Raw genomic sequence first — 17,528 nt, 5'->3', positions numbered from 1 at the left:
ATGTAGCACAAGCCCGGCAGGCGCCGGGCCGCGTCACTTGTGCAGGCCGCGCTCGTCGGGCTCGTCCGTGGAGATGCTGATGACGCTGCTGTGCTGGCCCTTGGCCTTGCGCCAGGCATAGACGCCGTAGCCGCTCAGACCGTAGAGCACGAAGACGCCGAAGAGCACCGTGGGCGGGTGGATGTTCACCACCGCGATGCCCAGCGCGATCAGCACGATGGTCGCGAACGGCACGCTGCGCTTCATCTGGATGTCCTTGAAGCTGTAGAACGGCACGTTGGTCACCATGGTCAGGCCGGCGTACAGGGTGACGCCGAACATCAGCCAGCAGATGTGGCCCCAGGCGACCCAGGTGTCCGCCCCGCGCTGCACGCCCAGCTCCGTCATCAACCAGATGAAACCCGCCACCAGGGCCGCCGCCGCCGGGGATGGCAGCCCCTGGAAGTACCGTTTGTCCACCACCCCGGTGTTGACGTTGAAGCGGGCGAGCCGCAGCGCCGCGCACGCGCAATAGACGAAGGCCGCGATCCAGCCCCAGCGCCCGAGGCCCTTGAGCGCCCACTCGTAGGCGATGAGCGCGGGAGCCGCCCCGAACGACACCATGTCGGACAGCGAATCCATCTGCTCGCCGAAGGCGCTCTGGGTATTGGTCATCCGGGCCACGCGGCCGTCGAGGCTGTCGAGCACCATCGCGCAGAACACGCCGACCGCGGCGAGGTCGAAGCGGCCGTTCATGGCCATCACGATGGCATAGAAGCCGCCGAACAGCGCCGCCAGCGTGAAGAGATTGGGCAGGATGTAGATGCCCTTGCGGCGCTTGCGCGTCATCACGCCCGGGATGCCCTCGGCGTCCTTGCCGTCATGCATCAGGCGCTCCTCCGGCCGCTGCAGGTGCGGCGGTGCGTTCAACCAGTGGATTCATGGACATGGGATATACGGCGTAGGCGAATGAAACCGTGGAGTGTAGAGCGCCCGGGACCCGGGCCCGCAAAGAAAGAAAGGCCACCCGGGCGGGTGGCCTTGCAGGGACCGCGTGGCGCGCGCCACGGCGGACACGGATCAGTTGCGGCTCTGGTCCACGAGCTTGTTCTTGGCGATCCAGGGCATCATCGCACGCAGCTGCGCACCCACGACCTCGATCTTGTGGTCGGCCGTGTTGCGGCGGCGGGCCGTCATGCTCGGGTAGTTCAGGCGGCCTTCCTGGATGAACATCTTCGCGTAGTCGCCGTTCTGGATGCGCTTGAGCGCATTGCGCATGGCCGCGCGCGACTGTTCGTTGATGACCTCGGGGCCCGTCACGTACTCGCCGAACTCGGCGTTGTTCGAGATCGAGTAGTTCATGTTGGCGATGCCGCCTTCGTAGATCAGGTCCACGATGAGCTTGAGCTCGTGCAGGCATTCGAAGTAGGCCATCTCGGGAGCGTAGCCGGCTTCCACCAGCGTCTCGAAGCCCATCTTGATCAGCTCGACCGCGCCGCCGCACAGCACGGCCTGCTCGCCGAACAGGTCGGTCTCGGTCTCTTCCTTGAAGTTGGTCTCGATGATGCCGGCCTTGCCGCCGCCGTTGGCCATGGCATAGGACAGGGCCAGGTCACGGGCCTTGCCGGACTTGTCCTGGTGCACGGCCACCAGGTGGGGCACGCCGCCGCCCTGGCTGTAGGTGGAGCGCACCGTGTGGCCGGGGGCCTTCGGCGCCACCATCCACACGTCCAGGTCGGCGCGGGGCACCACCTGGTTGTAGTGCACGTTGAAGCCGTGGGCGAACGCCAGGGAAGCGCCCTGCTTGATGTTCGGTTCCACGTTGTTCTTGTACACCTCGGCGATCTGCTCGTCGGGCAGCAGGATCATCACGACATCGGCGGATTTCACGGCCTCGTTCACTTCGAGCACCGTCAGGCCGGCCTTGCCGACCTTGTCCCAGGACGCGCCGCCCTTGCGCAGGCCGACCACGACCTTCACGCCGCTGTCGTTCAGGTTCTGGGCGTGTGCATGGCCCTGCGAGCCGTAGCCGATGATGGCCACGGTCTTGCCCTTGATCAGGCTCAGGTCACAGTCCTTGTCGTAGAAAACTTTCATGTTGTGGGCTCCAGGTTGAATGGGTTGGGAAATCGGTAAAAGAAAAAGGGCTCGGAAAAGGAAACCTCAGCGCATGCAACCCCGCGTGGCATGCAACGCCAGCGGCCTGCACTGCCCCGCGAATCCGGAGGCAGCGGAGCGGGCCACGCCAGCAGGCGCCGTGGAACCGGCTTCGCCGGGCCACCGGCGTCGTCCCCCTGGAGGGAGAAGGCGCCGCAGGCGACTCAGGGGGTGCTTCACGGTCAGACGCGGAGGATGCGTTCGCCGCGCCCGATGCCGCAGGCGCCGGTGCGCACGGTCTCCAGGATGGCGGTGCGGTCGATGGCCTGCAGGAAGGCATCGTTCTTGGACTGGTCGCCGGTCAGCTCCACGGTGTAGCTCTTCTCGGTGACGTCGATGATGCGGCCGCGGAAGATGTCGGCCATGCGCTTCATCTCCTCGCGCTCCTTGCCCACGGCCCGGACCTTGACCATCATGAGTTCGCGCTCCGTGTAGGAGCCCTCGGTCAGGTCCACCACCTTCACGACTTCGATCAGGCGGTTGAGGTGCTTGGTGATCTGTTCGATCACGTCGTCAGAGCCCGTGGTCTGGATGGTCATCCGCGAGAGGGACGCATCCTCGGTGGGCGCCACCGTGAGGGATTCGATGTTGTAGCCACGGGCGGAGAACAGGCCCACCACGCGCGACAGGGCGCCCGGCTCGTTCTCGAGCAGAACGGCAATGATGTGTTTCATGACTGGAGATTCCTCTTTTCGCTGCCCTCCCCTGGGACCGGTAAGCCCCAGGCTCGGCAGACAATAGATTCGTCGAAAGGCACCACCCGCGAGGATGGCGCGACAGGGCGGGAGCCGGCCCCGGCGGCGCTCAAAGGCTCAGAGGTCCTCCGAGCCCAGCAGCATTTCCGTGATGCCCTTGCCGGCCTGCACCATCGGGAACACGTTTTCGGTGGGATCGGTGCGGAAGTCCAGGAAGACGGTCCGGTCCTTGAGCTTCCGGGCCTCGCGCAGCGCGGGCTCCACGTCCTGCGGGCGCTCGATGAGCATGCCGACGTGCCCATAGGCCTCGGCGAGCTTCACGAAGTTCGGCAGCGCATCCATGTAGCTGTGGCTGTAGCGGCCGGAATACTCGATCTCCTGCCACTGCCGCACCATGCCGAGGTAGCGGTTGTTCAGCGAGCAGATCTTGATCGGCGTGTTGTACTGCAGGCAGGTCGAGAGCTCCTGGATGTTCATCTGCACCGAGCCTTCGCCCGTGATGCAGAACACCTCGCTCTGCGGCTTCGCCAGCTTGATGCCCATGGCGTAGGGAATTCCCACGCCCATGGTGCCCAGCCCGCCGGAATTGATCCAGCGGCGCGGCTCGTCGAAGCGGTAGTACTGCGCCGCCCACATCTGGTGCTGGCCGACGTCGGACGTGATGTACGTGTCCGCATCCCTGGTCATGTTCCACAGCGTCTCGACGACGTACTGCGGCTTGATGACCTCCTGGTTGCCCCGGTCGTACTTGAGGCAGTCGCGGCGGCGCCAGCCTTCGATCGTGTCCCACCAGGAGGCCAGCGCTCCCGCGTCGGGCCGCACCGTGGATTCGCGGATCATCGAAATCAGTTCGGTGAGCACGTCCTTGACGTCGCCCACGATCGGCACGTCCACCTTGACGCGCTTGGAAATGCTCGACGGGTCGATATCCACGTGGATGATCTTGCGATCGTTCTGCGCGAAATGCTTGGGGTTGCCGATCACGCGGTCGTCGAAGCGCGCACCCACGGCCAGCAGCACGTCACAGTTCTGCATGGCGTTGTTGGCCTCGATCGTGCCGTGCATGCCCAGCATGCCCAGGAACTTCGGCGAACTCGCAGGATAGGCGCCCAGGCCCATGAGCGTGTTGGTGACCGGGTAGCCCAGCATGTCCACCAGCGTGCGCAGTTCCTGCGTGGCGTTGCCCAGCAGCACGCCGCCGCCGGTATAGATGTAGGGGCGCCTGGCGGACAGCAGCAGCTGCAGCGCCTTGCGGATCTGCCCGCCATGCCCGCGGCGGACCGGGTTGTAGGAGCGCATCTCCACGCTCTGCGGATAGCCGTGGTAGGGCACCTTCTTGAAGGAGACATCCTTCGGGATGTCCACCACCACCGGGCCGGGCCGGCCGGTGCGGGCGATGTGGAAGGCCTTCTTCAGGGTGTCCGCGAGGTCGCGCGTGTCCTTGACCAGGAAGTTGTGCTTGACGATGGGGCGCGTGATGCCCACGGTGTCGCATTCCTGGAAGGCATCCAGGCCGATCGCCGGCGTGGGCACCTGGCCGGAGATGATGACCATGGGAATCGAATCCATGTAGGCCGTCGCGATGCCGGTCACCGCGTTGGTGAGGCCGGGGCCGGAGGTCACCAGCGCCACGCCCACGTCGCCGGTGGCGCGCGCATAGCCGTCCGCCGCGTGCACGGCAGCCTGCTCGTGCCGCACCAGCACGTGCTGGATGGTGTCCTGCTTGTAGAGAGCGTCGTAGATGTAGAGCACCGCACCGCCCGGGTAGCCCCACATGTACTGCACGCCTTCGGCCTGCAATGCCTTGATGAGGATTTCGGCCCCCATGAGGTCCTGGGGAGCAGCGGAGATGCCGGAGGCGTGGGTTCCGCCCGCCTGCGCGGCGGTGGATGCCGAAGAGAGTTCGGCCCTGGAGATTTCCATGATCAACCTTTGTGAATTTCTCTGACGAAAAACCTAGGGTGCTCCTTGCAAGGTTCTTGTGGAACCAGCGTGGAACTTGAGGCCTCGGACATGGGCGAAATGATGGACGCGCCGGACCGGGACCCGTTTGCCTTTTTGAATTGCAGGGCGGATTATGGCACTGCCGACCTGCCCGGTGCCGCGCCCGGTCCAAAAAACATCACGCCGATGCGATAATGCATGCCGAACACCCGCCGTCGCGTTGCGCGCCGGACGGCCCTTATCCCCTGCCCTTCCCGGGCCCCGACCTCTCTTGGCGACCGAACAGGAACTGTCCGACTTTCTCAAAAGCGTGGAAAAGCGAGCCTTCAAGCGCTCGCTCTACCATGTGCGCAACGAGGAAGCGGCATTGGACATCGTCCAGGACAGCATGCTCAAGCTGGCCGAGCACTACGGGGACAAGCCCCCGGCGGAGCTTCCCATGCTGTTCCAGCGCATCCTGTCCAACTGCACGCTGGACTGGTTCCGGCGCCAGAAGACACGCAATGCGCTCTTTTCGAACATGAGCGACTTCGAGGGAGCGGGCGAGGACGGCGACGATTTCGATCTGCTGGAAGCCTATTCGGGCCCCGAGGACCGGCAGACGTCGCAGAGCGCGGAAGATCTGGTGCGGCGTGCCCAGGTCTTCCGTGACATCGAATCCGAGATACAGGAGTTGCCCGCCCGTCAACGGGAGGCCTTTTTGATGCGTTACTGGGAAGAGATGGATGTTGCGGAAACAGCTGCGGCCATGGGCTGCTCGGAAGGCAGCGTCAAAACCCATTGTTTCCGCGCCATCCAGACCCTCAGCAAGGCACTGAAGGCACGAGGAATCGAACTATGAACTCCACTTCCCAATCCCTTTCCGTCCAGGAAGCCGGCGCGGAGCGATTCGCCCGCCGCGTCACCGCGCGCCTGTCCGAGGGCACGGCGGACATGCCCTACGACATTTCGGAACGCCTGCGGGCGGCCCGCGTCCAGGCCGTTTCCCGCCGCAAGCGGGTGGCGTCCGTTCCGGTGCTGCAGACCACGGGCGCGGCCGCCGTGTTCGGCAGTAAGGGCAGCGCCATCCTGGGCGGGGGCGGAGAAGGCCGGACCTGGTGGCGCGCGCTGGTGTCCGCCATTCCCCTGACGGCCCTGGCCGTCGGCCTCGTGGTCATCAACGTGTCCCAGGAAGAGAAAGGCATGAACGAGGTGGCGGAAGTGGACGCTGCCCTGCTCACCGACGACCTCCCCCCGTCCGCCTATGCCGATCCGGGCTTCCTGCAATACCTCAAGACCACCGCGCAGACCCCGAAACGCTGACTCCCTTTCCTGCATGCCCATAGCCTCGCTCGCCGCCCCACGACTGATGCCAGCCACCGCGCTGGCTTTCGCATTGCTGGGCGCGCTGTCCGTGCTGGGCTGGCAGGCGTGGAAGCAGGCGGGCATGGCGCCCAGCACGCCGCTGCCGGCCGAGGCCCTGGCCAGCAAGCACACCGCCCGCGGCCCCGAAGTCCGCTTCGCCGCCCCCGACCCGGACGGTGCGGGTACGGGGCCGTCGTGGAACGAACTCACTGCCGCGCAGAAGCACGCCCTGGCCCCCCTGGGCGTCCGCTGGGCCACCATGAGCGAGGCGCAGAAGCGCCACTGGCTGACGTTGGCCGCGTCGTTCCCGCATCTCTCCCCCCATGAACAGCAGAAACTGCAGGCCCGCATCACCGACTGGGCCAGCCTCAGCGGCCAGCAGCGCAGCCAGGCCCGGCTGAACTACGCCCTGACGAACAAGCTGTCCGTCGATGACAAGCGCGCCCAGTGGGAGGCCTACCTGGCGCTGAGCGAGGAAGAACGCAGGCAGCTGGCGGCCCACGCCGCGCCCCGCCCTGCGGGTGCCGCGACCGCGATACGCCCGATTTCCCCGCGCAAGCTGGCCCGGGTGCCGGCCGCGACCGCCGCGGTGAACCGCGCCAACGCCCCCAAGATCCCTTCGCCGCCGGCCTCCCACCCCATGCAGGCGCTGCCCGTGATCGTGGCGCCCGCCGCAGTGCCTCCGGCTTCCGCGGCCGTGGTCGAGACGCAGCCCGTGGCGGTACCCAACGCGGTGCCGGGCCCATTGCCACCGCTTTCCACGGCCCCCGAGGCCTCTCCACCCGTGGCGGCACCCTCCGCCCAGGAATCCAGGGACAGCGAGTCGCAGTATGCGCCGCAATAATCCGGGGATGCCCTCCACGACATCCTCCAGCCTCGAAACGCCCCTTCCCGAAGCGCCGCTCCACGCCGGCCCTGCTTCGTCCACCCCGCTGCGTGCGCCGTCGCTGCGCAGGCGCATGGCCTGCTGGGTGTACGAAGGCATCCTGATGTTCGGGGTCGTCTTCATTTCCGGCTATCTCTTCGATTCGCTGAGCCAGTCACGCCACGCGCTCGATCTCCGCGCATTGCGCATGGGATTCCTGTTCGTGGTCTTCGGCATCTATTTCACCTGGTTCTGGGCCAAGGGCCAGACGCTCGCCATGAAGACCTGGCACATCCGGCTGCGGGACCGCCACGGCGCCCCGGTGACTCAGGCACGCGCGCTCTGGCGCTACGTGCTGAGCTGGCTGTGGTTCCTGCCTCCGCTGGCCATCGTCGCCCCGCTGGGGCTGGGTGCGGGGGAGATCACCGTCATCACCCTGGGCTGGGTGGCCGTCTGGGCCCTCCTCAGCCGCTTCCACCCGCAGCGCCAGTTCTGGCACGATGCCTGGGCCGGCACCCGGCTGGTGCAGGCCTGACGGAGGAACCCCGGCCGGCACCGCCTGCCGGCCCCTGATCCGGTGTCCCGGCACCGTCACGGCCCGCCGCGATACTGCCCGGTCTCCTGCTCTTTCCGAATGAACGCACCGATCTTCGACAATCCCCACAAGGCCCGGCGTGGGCTGGGCCGCATCTGGCACGCTGGCATCCACTCATTCCACGGCCTGCAGGCCGGCTGGTCCGAGAAGGCCTTCCGGCTGGAGGCCATCCTGGCCTGCATCCTGCTTCCACTGGCCTTCTGGGTCGCGCGCGGCTGGGTGGAGGCCGCGCTGCTGTGCGGCGCCGTGGTCCTGGTGCTCGTCACGGAACTGCTGAATTCCGCCGTCGAGGCCGCGATCGACCGCATCGGACCCGAATGGCACGCGCTGTCCAAGCGCGCCAAGGACATGGGCAGCGCCGCCGTGCTGCTGAGCCTGATCTTCTGTGGCGCGGTATGGGCCGCGGCATTGTTCCAGAGGTTTTACGGATGACCGCACCCGCTTTTTCGATCTGTGTCTATCTCGGCTCGCGTCCCGGCGAGAACCCCGCCTTCACCGATGCGGCCATCGCCGTGGGCGAATGGATCGGGCACCATGGCGGCCAACTGGTGTACGGCGGTGGCCGCAGCGGGCTGATGGGCACGATGGCCGAGGCCACGCGCCGGGCCGGCGGGCGGGTCGTGGGCATCATCCCGCAGGCCCTGGTGGACAAGGAACTGGCCAACCAGGCCTGCGACGAGTTGCACATCGTGCAGACCATGCACGAGCGCAAGGCCATGATGGCCGAACGCTGCGATGCCTTCGTTGCCCTGCCCGGGGGCATCGGCACGTTCGAGGAGCTTTTCGAGGTCTGGACCTGGCGCCAGCTCGGCTACCACGACAAGCCGCTGGGCCTGCTCGACGTGGACGGATATTACGGCGGGCTGCTCGAATTCCTGCGGCACAGCGTGCGCAGCGGCCTGATGAGCGACTGGCAGATGGGTCTGCTGTCGGTAGGCTCCGACCCCGATGCCCTGCTGCGCACGCTGGTGGAGGCCGCCGGCACCAACATGGATTCCGTACCGCTGCGCACGGTGATCTGAGGGCAACAGGGGCGATGCGGCGCGCCCCTCGCGCCCGGAACGCGCCGCCGCTTCAGACGGCTGCGTCGTCGAGGTCGCCCGTGCGGATGCGTACCACCCGCTCGACCTCCGTCACGAAGATCTTGCCGTCGCCGATCTTCCCGGTGCGCGCCGCGCTGACGATGGCGTCCACGCAGCGGTCCACGTCATCGCTCTTGACAACGACCTCCACCTTCACCTTGGGCAGGAAGTCCACCACGTACTCGGCCCCGCGGTAGAGCTCGGTGTGGCCCTTCTGCCGGCCGAAACCCTTGACCTCCGTCACCGTGAGGCCGGTGACGCCGCATTCGGCCAGCGCCTCGCGGACCTCTTCGAGCTTGAAGGGTTTGATGACGGCGGTAATCATTTTCATGGCGGGAACTCCTCGAAACGTGGTGCCGGCGGACGCTGCGCAAGCCCTGGGGGCCGCCGCCGCGCCGCGGACGGATGGTCACGGGCCGTCAGGCCCGGAAACGGTTGGTGATCGGATAGCGCCAGTCCTTGCCGAAGCTGCGGCGGGTGACGCGGATGCCGACGGGGGACTGCCGGCGCTTGTACTCGTTGACCTGGATGAGCCGGGTGACGCGCTCGACGTCCGCGCGCGCATAGCCTGCGGCGATGATGGACTCGATGGGCTCGTCGTTTTCCATGTAGCGCCCGACGATGGCGTCCAGCACGTCGTAGGGCGGCAGGCTGTCCTGGTCCTTCTGGTCCGGCCGCAGTTCCGCGCTCGGCGGGCGGATGATGATGCGTTCGGGAATGGGCGAGGCGCCGGTGCCGAAGGGATCGTGCGCATTGCGCCAGCGGGCCAGGCCGTAGACGGCGGTCTTGGCCACGTCCTTGATGACCGCGAAGCCGCCGGCCATGTCGCCGTAGAGCGTGCAATAGCCCGTGGCCATTTCGCTCTTGTTGCCGGTGGTGAGCACGACCGAGCCGAACTTGTTGGACAGCGCCATGAGCAGCGTGCCCCGGATGCGCGCCTGCAGGTTTTCCTCGGTGGCGTCTTCCGCGCGCCCGGCGAATTCGGAGGCCAGCGCGGCCTTGAAGGCCTCGAACTGCGGGGCGATGGCGATCTCGTCGTAGCGCACGCCGAGCCGCTCGGCCATGTCGCGCGCGTCGATCCAGCTGATGTCGGCCGTATAGGGCGAGGGCATCATCACTGCGCGCACCTTGTCGGCGCCGAGCGCGTCCACCGCGATGGCGAGCACCAGCGCCGAATCGATGCCGCCGGACAGGCCCAGCAGCACGCCGGGGAATCCGTTCTTGCCCACGTAGTCGCGCACGCCCAGCACCAGCGCGCTCCAGAGGTCGGCCTCGGGCGCGGGAATGGGGGCCACGTCGGGCTCGAACCGGAGCACGCCTTCTTCGGCATGCGCCACCACCCGTACCAGCGCCTCGGTGAAGCCCGGTGCGCGGACACCGACGAAGCCGGTGGCATCCAGCGCGAACGAGCGGCCTTCGAAGACCACCTCGTCCTGACCGCCGACCAGGTGGGCATAGACCAGGGGCAGCCCCGTTTCCGCGACCCGCTCGCGCATGATCTGCTCGCGCTCCGCGCTCTTGCCGAGGTGGAAGGGAGAGGCGTTCAGCGTCGCGAGCAACTGGGCGCCCGCCTGCGCGGCGCGGGCCGCCGGCCCGGGGAACCAGGCGTCCTCGCAGATCAGCAGCCCGACGCGCACGCCCTGCACGTCGAACACGCAGGATTGCGTGCCCGGGTCGAAATACCGCTGCTCGTCGAACACGGCGTAGTTGGGCAGTTCCTGCTTGGCGTAGGTCTGCTCGATGCGCCCGCCGCGCAGCACGCTGGCGGCGTTGTGGCACCGTTCGGCGCCGCCGGCCACGCTGCGCCACGGGTGGCCGACCACCACGGCCAGGTCGCCGCATGCCGCCGTGGCCTGCGCGATGTCCTGCAGCGCCCGGTCGCAGGCATCGAGGAACGCGGGACGCAGGAAGAGATCTTCGGCGGCATAGCCGCACAGGGCCAGTTCGGGGGTGAGCAGCAGCGCAGCGCCCTGGGCACGGGCCTCCTGGGCGGCGGAAATGATCTTGCGGGCATTGCCTTCGACATCGCCGACGATGAAGTTGAATTGCGCGATGCTGATGACGAATGGCATGGAAAGGCTGCGGGAAAGGACTCGGGAGATTATGTCATCCGTACCCGCCACGCACGGCGCGCCACGTTATCCCCGCGTACGCTGGACAACTCTGTGGATAAGCCGTGGCTTGCGCTGTAGGACGCGGGTAAACCCTTGTGACGATTACAGATTTGTTGCAGTGCCGTATTTTTGGGCAGTGGATCGTGCATCTCCGCGGCGGGCGGGGGAGATCGTTTTTGCGCCATCATGGGCACAGGCCGCCGCCCGGCAGCAGCGGCCGCCCTTCCCTGCTTCCACCTTCGGACCGCCCCGTGAGTGCCCCTGACGATCTTCCGCCATCCCCCGGCGACTACACCCTGCAATGCCATGGTTCGCCCGAGGGCGTGAATGCCCGGGAATGGGACGCCCTGCTACAGGCCCAGGACGCACCGACGCCGTTCATGCGGCACGCCTACCTGGCCGCGCTGCATGCCAGCGGCAGCGCGGTGCCGGAATCCGGCTGGTCTCCGGTGTTCTGCACCCTGCACCGGTCGGGCGTGCTGGTGGGCGCCTGCGTGCTGTACGCCAAGCCCCATTCCTACGGAGAGTATGTGTTCGACCATGCCTGGGCCCACGCCTACGCCCGGCATGGCGTGGAGTACTACCCCAAGGCGGTGGTCGCGGTACCGTTCACCCCGGTGCCCGGCGCACGGCTGCTGGCGGTGGACGAAGCAGCGCGCGAGGTGCTCGTCCGGGCGCTGGTGCAGTGGTGCGAGGAAGCGGGCATGTCGTCGCTGCACCTGCTGTTCGCCGCTCCGCAGGACGTGGAGGCCGCACGCGCGGCGGGGCTGATGCTGCGGCAGACGGTGCAGTTCCACTGGCGCAATGCCGATCCGGCCACGGGCGCGGCTTTCGCCACGTTCGACGCATTCCTCGCGACGCTCTCGCAGGACAAGCGCAAGAAGATCCGCCAGGAACGGCGCCGCGTGGCGGACGCCGGCGTGACCTTCCGCTGGGAACGCGGCAGCGGCATCGCCCCCCAGGACTGGGATTTCTTCTACCGCTGCTACGAGCGCACCTATTGGGAACACGGCAATCCGCCGTACCTCACGCGCGATTTCTTCCACCGGATGGAGCGCGACATGCCCGAGGCCTGGCTGCTCTTCGTGGCGGAGCGCGATGGCGAGCCGATCGCCTGCAGCCTGGTCGCACTGGGGGAAGACGCGGGCCCGCACGGCCGCCTGGTGGCGTATGGGCGCTACTGGGGCGCTCTGGAGCGCGTGGACTGCCTGCATTTCGAGGCCTGCTACTACCAGCCGCTGGCCTGGTGCATCGCGCATGGCGCCGGCCGTTTCGAGGGTGGCGCCCAGGGCGAGCACAAGATGGCCCGGGCGCTGATGCCGGTGGCGACCTCCAGCGCGCACTGGCTGGCGCATCCCGGGTTCGCGGCGGCGGTGGAGGATTTCCTGCACCGCGAAGGCCGGGGGGTGCAGGGCTACCTGCAGGAACTGGAGGCGCACAGCCCCTTCCGGTCCACGGACGGCCCGCGGCACCGGGACTGAGGGATGCCCGGCGAGCCGCCGGGCCGATGGCGTCAGTTGGCCGCGACGGAGCGCACGAGGCCCATCTCGGAGCTGCTCAGCAGCGATTCGATGTCCATGACGATCAGCATGCGCTCGCCCAGCGTGGCGATGCCGGTCACGAAGGCGGAGTCCACCTGGCCCTGGAACTGCGGAGCGGGACGGATCGCCTCGGCGGAGAGCTCCACCACGTCCGCCACCGCATCCACCACCGCGCCAAGGACCGTTCCGCCGACGTTCAGGATGATGACGACCGTGAAGTCGGTGTACTCGGCCTGGGCGCAGTTGAGCTTCAGGCGCAGGTCCACGATGGGAACGATCACGCCGCGCAGGTCGATCACGCCCTTGATGAACTCCGGCGCATGCGCCATGCGCGTCGGCTGCTCGTAGGAACGGATTTCCTGCACGCGCAGGATGTCGATGCCGTATTCCTCCTGGCCCAGGCGGAAAGTCAGGTACTCCGCGGGCGGAGTGGCGGCTTGGGCGCCGGAGCGGTGCTGGGCGGCAGAAGGGGTGGACAGCATGGCGGATCCTTTGATGAAGCGGGTCAGGTGCGCGGCCGGGCTACGCGATCCGGCACGTTTATCACATTGTCAGGGCAAAATGGCAGCCCGTCGTTACTTGTAGTGACATTTAACCATTTTCCCACTCCGCGGACTGTCGGAACAGATCCCGACCGAGGGCCGTTGCGAAGGCCCCACGACAGCGAAAAAGGCCGGGCCCACCGCCCCCTCCCGGGCGGCCCGGGCCCTGCCGCTCAGGCGGGCAGCAGCTTCACGCCGGTCTTGGCCTGCAGCGCCTCGAAGTCCACGCCCGGCGCCAGTTCCACGACCTTCAGGCCCTCGGGCGTCACGTCCAGGACGGCCAGGTCGGTGATGATGCGGTCCACCACGCCCACGCCCGTCAGGGGCAGCGTGCAGGCCGGCAGGATCTTCAGGTCCTCGGTCCCGTCCTTCTTCCGGGCCACGTGCTCCATGAGCACGATCACGCGCTTGACCCCGGCCACGAGGTCCATGGCACCGCCCATGCCTTTGACCATCTTGCCCGGGATCATCCAGTTGGCCAGGTCCCCCTTCTCGCTGACCTGCATGGCGCCCAGGATCGAGAGGTTGATCTTGCCGCCGCGGATCATGGCGAACGACTGGTCGCTGCCGAAGATGGACGAACCGGGAATGGTGGTCACGGTCTGCTTGCCGGCGTTGATGAGGTCGGCGTCCACCGCGTCCTCGGTCGGGAACGGGCCGATGCCCAGCATGCCGTTCTCGGACTGCAGCCACACCTCCTTGTCGCCGGTGTGGTTGGCCACCAGCGTGGGAATGCCGATGCCGAGGTTCACGTAGAAGCCGTCTTCCAGCTCCTGCGCCGCGCGCGCGGCCATCTGGTCTTGGGTCCAGGGCATCTCAGGCTCCTTCTTTCTTGTTGGCGGGCACGGTCGGCACCACGGGAACATCGGCCGCGACGGCGGCCTGGGCGATCACGGCCTGGGCCTCGACCTTGGCGGCCACGGGATCGACAGGCGCGGCGGCGCTCACGGTGCGTTTCTCGATGCGCTTTTCAGGATTCGGGTTGTGCACGATGCGGTGCACGTAGATGCCAGGCAGGTGCACGTCGTCGGGCGCGATCTCGCCGGTTTCGACGATCTCTTCCACCTCGACGATGCAGAGCTTGCCCGCCGTGGCCGCTGCGGGATTGAAGTTGCGCGCCGTGAGGCGGAACTGCAGGTTGCCCGACTTGTCGGCCCGGTGCGCCTTGACCAGCGACACGTCGGGCACGAGGGAGCGCTCCATCACGTAGGTTTCGCCATCGAATTCACGCAGTTCCTTGCCCTCGGCCACGATGGTGCCCACGCCGGTCCTGGTGAAGAAGGCCGGGATGCCCGCGCCGCCGGCGCGCAGCTTCTCGGCCAGCGTGCCCTGGGGCGTGAATTCCAGCTCCAGTTCGCCCGCGAGGTACTGGCGCTCGAACTCCTTGTTCTCGCCCACGTAGGAGGAGATCATCTTCTTGATCTGCCGCGTCTCCAGCAGCTTGCCGAGGCCGAAGCCGTCCACGCCGGCATTGTTGGAGATCACGGTGAGACCCTTCACGCCGCTGTCGCGCAGGGCGTCGATCAGCGCCTCGGGGATGCCGCAGAGCCCGAAACCGCCGACGGCCAGCAACTGGCCGTCGGCCACGGCGCCCTTGAGCGCCTCGGCCGCGGAGGGGAAAAGCTTGTTCACTTGGAGACTCCTCAACAACAAGGTGGATGGCCGCTACGATACTACGTATATCGTTACGTAGTTTTCCCTAAATACTTCCATGGATGTCGCCGATTACCGCCTCGCGTTCGACATGGCCCCGGTGGGCCTGGTCATCTCGCGCAACCGCACCATGGTGGACTGCAACCGGCAGGTGTGCGAGATGTTCGGTGCCTCGCGCGAGGTGTTGATCGGCCAGTCGTTCCGCATTCTCTACCCCAGTGCCGACGAGTACGAGCGCCTGGGCCGGCGCATGGAGCCCATCCTGAATGCGAAGGGCCACTACGCGGACAACCGCATCATGCGCCGGACCAGCGGAGAGGTGTTCTGGTGCCATGTGTCGGGCCGGGCGCTCAACCGCGAGGACCCGCACGAATCGGGCATCTGGAGCTTCGAGGACCTGAGTTCGCAGCGCCCGGTGAAGGCCGAACTCACGGGCCGCGAACGCGAGGTGGCCGCGCGGCTGCTGGACGGGATGACCTCCAAGGAGATCGGCCGGGCGCTGGACATCAGCCACCGCACGGTGGAGATCTACCGGGCGCGCCTGATGCGCAAGTACGGCGCCTCGACCGCCGCCGATCTGGTGCAGAAATTGATGGCCGGCTGAGGGCGGGGACCGGGCTGGACAACACTTGGTTGCATCTCCTCTCCTGTGGGGGGGTTCGGAACTGCCGTGCGGGCAGATAACTTTCGCGCCTTCCCCAACCACGGCCCCCCCCACCGCCATGACCCATTCTGTTGCATCCCTCCGGAAGGCCGCGGCCTTCGCAGCGTTCGCCGCATTCGCCGCGGCATCCCTCACCGCCTGCGGCGGCGGTGGCGGTGGTGGCGAGCTGACCCCGGCGCCTGGAAGCTCGCCCTCTCCTTCTCCCTCGCCTTCCCCCTCTCCGTCTCCGTCGCCGTCCCCTTCTCCGTCCCCTTCGCCGTCGCCATCTCCGTCACCCTCACCTGCTCCGGCACCCGCGCCGTCTGCCGGCAGCTCTGCCGCCTGCTACAACGTGGCGGACTACAACGAAGGCACCGTGCTCGTGGAGGAAGGCATCACCAAAATGCAAGGCCAGGCCGACATCGCGTTCACGCGCACGACCACCACGGGTGCCCGGCAGGACTTCGCCGGTGCGCGCCCGGTGATGTTCATACCGCGCTCCGACGCCGCCGTGGGCGACAACCGGGAATTCCGCGATCTGGTGAACGGCAACGAACTGGCCTACGGGGTGGTGTCGGACACGTCCACGCAGGTCCTGACGCAGGTGTACGACCCGCCCGTCTCCACGCCCCTGGACATGCAGCCCGGGCAGACGGTGGAGCGCAACTACACCATCCAGACCACGGTGGTCGCCAAGGCGGACAACGGCACGGTGACGACCAAGGACACGGTGCAGGAACGCTTCACCTATACCGGCATGCAGACGGTGCAGACGGCGATGGGCACGTTCAACGTCTGCAAGTTCAACACGGACCAGGTCATCGTCTCGCCGAATGCCGGTACGGTGCAGGCCAACTTCCAGTTGTGGACGGTGTCGGACGGTCCCTATCGCGGGCGCACGATCAAGATCGCCAGCTCTTCGTCGAACGGGGTCCCCTCGACGACCGAGATGACGAAAATCACCTACACGTCGAAGTGACCTCAGGCCGCGGGCCCGGATCGGGCCCGGGCCGCGTCAATGGAGCTTGAGCCGGCCGGACACGCGCTGCTGCAGCAGCCGAGCCAGGGCCAGCACCACCGTCTTGCCGGTGCCCAGGATGGCGCGGTGGTGGTTCAGGTGCAGGGAGATGTACATCCACTTGGCGATCAGGCCTTCGACGAAGAAGTTGCGCCCGCCCAGGCCGCCCATGAGGTTGCCGACGCCCTTGTTGTCGCCGAGCGAGACGAGCGAGCCGAAGTCCTTGTAGACGAAGGGTTCCGTCACCTCCCGCTCGCGCATCAGCGCACCGAGCACCTTCGCGAGGTAGTCCGCCTGCTGGTGCGCGGCCTGCGCGCGGGCGGGAACGGTCTTGCCATCGACCCACGGGCAGGCGGCGCAATCGCCGAAGGCCAGCACGTCGGGCGCCGAGGTGCGCAGGCGGTCGTCCACGATGAACTGGTTGAGGCGGTTCACTTCCAGGCCCAGGCGCGCATTGCCGTCCGCCGCCTTGATGCCGGCGGCCCAGACCACCATGTCGGCCGGGATCTCCCCGGCGGGGGTGACCAGGGCGCCGCGGCGGATCTCGGTGACGCGCGTGCCGGTGAACACCTGCACCTGCTTGCGGCGCAGCGCCACTTCGGCCTGCGCGGAGATTTTTTCGGGCAGGCCGCCCAGGATGCGGTTGCCGCCTTCGACCAGGGTGATGTCCAGGCGAAAGCGCTGGCTGCTGCCCAGGCTTTCGAGCAGTTCGGCATAGGCCTCGAGCAATTCTGCGGACAGCTCCACGCCCGTCGCGCCCGCGCCCACGATGGCGATCGACAGCGCCCGGCTTTCGGAGAACGAGGCCCGCGCGCACGCGCCCAGCCAGTCCGTGTGGAAGCGCTGCGCATCGCGCACGTTCTCCAGCAGGTAGGCATGCTCGATGCCGGGCGTGCCGAAGGCGTTGGAGCCGCTGCCGATGGCCAGCACCAGGCGGGTGTAGCTCACCGTGCGGCGCGGGACCAGCAGTTCGCCCTCGGCGTTGCGGATCTCGCCCAGCTCGATGGTCTTGCGCGCCGCGTCCAGGCCCACCAGGTCTCCGATGGCGAAGCCGAAATGGTTGCGCCGTGCCAGCACGGGGTAGGACAGTCCTTCCTGGTGGGCGTCCAGCGTGCCGGCGGCCACCTCGTGCAGGGTGGGCTTCCAGATGTGGAAAGGCGAACGGTCCACCAGCAGCACGCGTTCGCGGCCCTGCTTCGCACCGAGGCTGCGCCCGAGGCGCGCCGCCAGTTCCAGCCCGCCGGCCCCGCCGCCCACGATCACGATGTCGGAATGCATGAAATGGCTCTCCAATGATGCAATGCAATGGCGAAGTCTATTGCGGTAATCCCTGATTCGCCATCCGGGGGCGGCCAT

Annotated in this window: 19 protein-coding genes; 9 read left to right on the top strand and 10 right to left on the bottom strand. The window is 67.3% G+C overall.

Going from position 1 to position 17,528, the window contains the following annotated elements; all coding sequences use genetic code 11:
* Positions 1 to 33: 33 nt before the first annotated feature.
* The 4 genes from pssA to ACGHC0_RS11565 all read right to left on the bottom strand — a co-directional run bounded on the left by pssA (position 34) and on the right by ACGHC0_RS11565 (position 4,754).
* Positions 34 to 867: a CDP-diacylglycerol--serine O-phosphatidyltransferase gene (gene pssA, locus ACGHC0_RS11580; RefSeq protein WP_368355346.1), complete on the bottom strand. Its 834-nt coding sequence runs from the start codon at positions 865 to 867 to the stop codon at positions 34 to 36.
* A gap of 192 nt (positions 868 to 1,059) precedes the next feature.
* Entirely contained in the window at positions 1,060 to 2,076 is a 1,017-nt protein-coding gene (gene ilvC / locus ACGHC0_RS11575) for a ketol-acid reductoisomerase (protein WP_011796184.1), read from the bottom strand.
* A 242-nt stretch (positions 2,077 to 2,318) separates the two neighbouring features.
* Entirely contained in the window at positions 2,319 to 2,810 is a 492-nt protein-coding gene (gene ilvN / locus ACGHC0_RS11570) for an acetolactate synthase small subunit (RefSeq protein ID WP_011796185.1), read from the bottom strand.
* 138 nt (positions 2,811 to 2,948) lie between these two features.
* The gene (locus ACGHC0_RS11565; protein WP_415268274.1) at positions 2,949 to 4,754 is read right to left on the bottom strand and encodes an acetolactate synthase 3 catalytic subunit; all 1,806 of its coding nucleotides are present in this window, start codon (positions 4,752 to 4,754) and stop codon (positions 2,949 to 2,951) included.
* Positions 4,755 to 5,046: 292 nt separating this feature from the next.
* On the opposite strand from ACGHC0_RS11565, the gene ACGHC0_RS11560 reads away from it, so the two are divergent.
* The 6 genes from ACGHC0_RS11560 (at position 5,047) to ACGHC0_RS11535 (ending at position 8,601) form a co-directional block, all read left to right on the top strand.
* Positions 5,047 to 5,616, top strand: coding sequence for an RNA polymerase sigma factor (locus ACGHC0_RS11560; protein ID WP_368355344.1), 570 nt, complete (start codon positions 5,047 to 5,049; stop codon positions 5,614 to 5,616).
* Positions 5,613 to 6,077: a DUF3619 family protein gene (locus tag ACGHC0_RS11555; protein ID WP_368355343.1), complete on the top strand. Its 465-nt coding sequence runs from the start codon at positions 5,613 to 5,615 to the stop codon at positions 6,075 to 6,077. Before ACGHC0_RS11560 ends, ACGHC0_RS11555 begins: the two co-directional genes overlap by 4 nt.
* Before the next feature lie 13 nt (positions 6,078 to 6,090).
* Positions 6,091 to 6,963, top strand: coding sequence for a DUF3106 domain-containing protein (locus ACGHC0_RS11550; RefSeq protein WP_368355342.1), 873 nt, complete (start codon positions 6,091 to 6,093; stop codon positions 6,961 to 6,963).
* A gap of 7 nt (positions 6,964 to 6,970) precedes the next feature.
* A complete protein-coding gene (locus tag ACGHC0_RS11545) occupies positions 6,971 to 7,519 on the top strand; it encodes an RDD family protein (RefSeq protein ID WP_368355341.1) in 549 nt (182 codons plus the stop codon).
* Positions 7,520 to 7,618: 99 nt separating this feature from the next.
* Positions 7,619 to 8,011, top strand: a complete 393-nt coding sequence (locus tag ACGHC0_RS11540; RefSeq protein ID WP_368355340.1) for a diacylglycerol kinase — start codon at positions 7,619 to 7,621, stop codon at positions 8,009 to 8,011.
* A complete protein-coding gene (locus tag ACGHC0_RS11535; RefSeq protein WP_415268273.1) occupies positions 8,008 to 8,601 on the top strand; it encodes a TIGR00730 family Rossman fold protein in 594 nt (197 codons plus the stop codon). Before ACGHC0_RS11540 ends, ACGHC0_RS11535 begins: the two co-directional genes overlap by 4 nt.
* A 52-nt stretch (positions 8,602 to 8,653) precedes the next feature.
* On the opposite strand, the gene ACGHC0_RS11530 is transcribed toward ACGHC0_RS11535, so the two are convergent.
* The gene (locus ACGHC0_RS11530) at positions 8,654 to 8,992 is read right to left on the bottom strand and encodes a P-II family nitrogen regulator (protein WP_288535480.1); all 339 of its coding nucleotides are present in this window, start codon (positions 8,990 to 8,992) and stop codon (positions 8,654 to 8,656) included.
* Positions 8,993 to 9,080: 88 nt separating this feature from the next.
* Positions 9,081 to 10,733, bottom strand: a complete 1,653-nt coding sequence (locus tag ACGHC0_RS11525) for an NAD+ synthase (protein WP_415268272.1) — start codon at positions 10,731 to 10,733, stop codon at positions 9,081 to 9,083.
* Between the two features lie 293 nt (positions 10,734 to 11,026).
* On the opposite strand from ACGHC0_RS11525, the gene ACGHC0_RS11520 reads away from it, so the two are divergent.
* A complete protein-coding gene (locus ACGHC0_RS11520) occupies positions 11,027 to 12,256 on the top strand; it encodes a GNAT family N-acetyltransferase (RefSeq protein ID WP_368355336.1) in 1,230 nt (409 codons plus the stop codon).
* A 32-nt stretch (positions 12,257 to 12,288) separates the two neighbouring features.
* On the opposite strand, the gene ACGHC0_RS11515 is transcribed toward ACGHC0_RS11520, so the two are convergent.
* From ACGHC0_RS11515 to ACGHC0_RS11505, 3 genes are all read right to left on the bottom strand, one after another.
* Positions 12,289 to 12,798, bottom strand: coding sequence for a chemotaxis protein CheW (locus ACGHC0_RS11515; protein WP_013594585.1), 510 nt, complete (start codon positions 12,796 to 12,798; stop codon positions 12,289 to 12,291).
* A gap of 233 nt (positions 12,799 to 13,031) precedes the next feature.
* Entirely contained in the window at positions 13,032 to 13,673 is a 642-nt protein-coding gene (locus tag ACGHC0_RS11510; protein WP_368355335.1) for a 3-oxoacid CoA-transferase subunit B, read from the bottom strand.
* Between the two features lies 1 nt (position 13,674).
* On the bottom strand, positions 13,675 to 14,490 hold the full coding sequence (locus ACGHC0_RS11505) for a CoA transferase subunit A (RefSeq protein ID WP_368355334.1): 816 nt from the start codon (positions 14,488 to 14,490) through the stop codon (positions 13,675 to 13,677).
* 79 nt (positions 14,491 to 14,569) lie between these two features.
* Between ACGHC0_RS11505 and ACGHC0_RS11500 the strand changes: the two genes are divergently transcribed.
* A complete protein-coding gene (locus ACGHC0_RS11500) occupies positions 14,570 to 15,115 on the top strand; it encodes a PAS and helix-turn-helix domain-containing protein (RefSeq protein ID WP_011796202.1) in 546 nt (181 codons plus the stop codon).
* A 118-nt stretch (positions 15,116 to 15,233) separates the two neighbouring features.
* On the top strand, positions 15,234 to 16,133 hold the full coding sequence (locus tag ACGHC0_RS24780) for a hypothetical protein (protein WP_415926607.1): 900 nt from the start codon (positions 15,234 to 15,236) through the stop codon (positions 16,131 to 16,133).
* A 36-nt stretch (positions 16,134 to 16,169) separates the two neighbouring features.
* Here ACGHC0_RS24780 and ACGHC0_RS11490 read toward each other — a convergent pair whose 3' ends face one another.
* Complete coding sequence (locus tag ACGHC0_RS11490) at positions 16,170 to 17,450, bottom strand: NAD(P)/FAD-dependent oxidoreductase (protein ID WP_415268271.1); 1,281 nt, start codon at positions 17,448 to 17,450, stop codon at positions 16,170 to 16,172.
* Positions 17,451 to 17,528: the final 78 nt, after the last annotated feature.

This window comes from Acidovorax sacchari (assembly GCF_042847045.1).
Taxonomy (GTDB): Bacteria; Pseudomonadota; Gammaproteobacteria; order Burkholderiales; family Burkholderiaceae_C; genus Paracidovorax; species Paracidovorax sacchari.
Note: the sequence above shows the minus strand (reverse complement) of the source record. Positions and strands in the feature narration are given on the sequence as shown.

Bases quoted from the DNA above. Each gene is read 5' to 3' on its own strand.
- ACGHC0_RS11490 (WP_415268271.1), bottom strand. From the start codon at position 17,450: ATGCATTCCGACATCGTGATCGTGGGCGGCGGGGCCGGCGGGCTGGAA.
- ACGHC0_RS11515 (WP_013594585.1), bottom strand. From the start codon at position 12,798: ATGCTGTCCACCCCTTCTGCCGCCCAGCACCGCTCCGGCGCCCAAGCC.
- ilvN (WP_011796185.1), bottom strand. From the start codon at position 2,810: ATGAAACACATCATTGCCGTTCTGCTCGAGAACGAGCCGGGCGCCCTG.
- ACGHC0_RS11555 (WP_368355343.1), top strand. From the start codon at position 5,613: ATGAACTCCACTTCCCAATCCCTTTCCGTCCAGGAAGCCGGCGCGGAG.
- ACGHC0_RS11535 (WP_415268273.1), top strand. From the start codon at position 8,008: ATGACCGCACCCGCTTTTTCGATCTGTGTCTATCTCGGCTCGCGTCCC.
- ACGHC0_RS11545 (WP_368355341.1), top strand. From the start codon at position 6,971: ATGCCCTCCACGACATCCTCCAGCCTCGAAACGCCCCTTCCCGAAGCG.
- ACGHC0_RS11530 (WP_288535480.1), bottom strand. From the start codon at position 8,992: ATGAAAATGATTACCGCCGTCATCAAACCCTTCAAGCTCGAAGAGGTC.
- ACGHC0_RS11500 (WP_011796202.1), top strand. From the start codon at position 14,570: ATGGATGTCGCCGATTACCGCCTCGCGTTCGACATGGCCCCGGTGGGC.
- ACGHC0_RS11510 (WP_368355335.1), bottom strand. From the start codon at position 13,673: ATGCCCTGGACCCAAGACCAGATGGCCGCGCGCGCGGCGCAGGAGCTG.
- pssA (WP_368355346.1), bottom strand. From the start codon at position 867: ATGCATGACGGCAAGGACGCCGAGGGCATCCCGGGCGTGATGACGCGC.
- ACGHC0_RS11525 (WP_415268272.1), bottom strand. From the start codon at position 10,733: ATGCCATTCGTCATCAGCATCGCGCAATTCAACTTCATCGTCGGCGAT.
- ACGHC0_RS24780 (WP_415926607.1), top strand. From the start codon at position 15,234: ATGACCCATTCTGTTGCATCCCTCCGGAAGGCCGCGGCCTTCGCAGCG.
- ilvC (WP_011796184.1), bottom strand. From the start codon at position 2,076: ATGAAAGTTTTCTACGACAAGGACTGTGACCTGAGCCTGATCAAGGGC.
- ACGHC0_RS11540 (WP_368355340.1), top strand. From the start codon at position 7,619: ATGAACGCACCGATCTTCGACAATCCCCACAAGGCCCGGCGTGGGCTG.
- ACGHC0_RS11550 (WP_368355342.1), top strand. From the start codon at position 6,091: ATGCCCATAGCCTCGCTCGCCGCCCCACGACTGATGCCAGCCACCGCG.
- ACGHC0_RS11565 (WP_415268274.1), bottom strand. From the start codon at position 4,754: ATGGAAATCTCCAGGGCCGAACTCTCTTCGGCATCCACCGCCGCGCAG.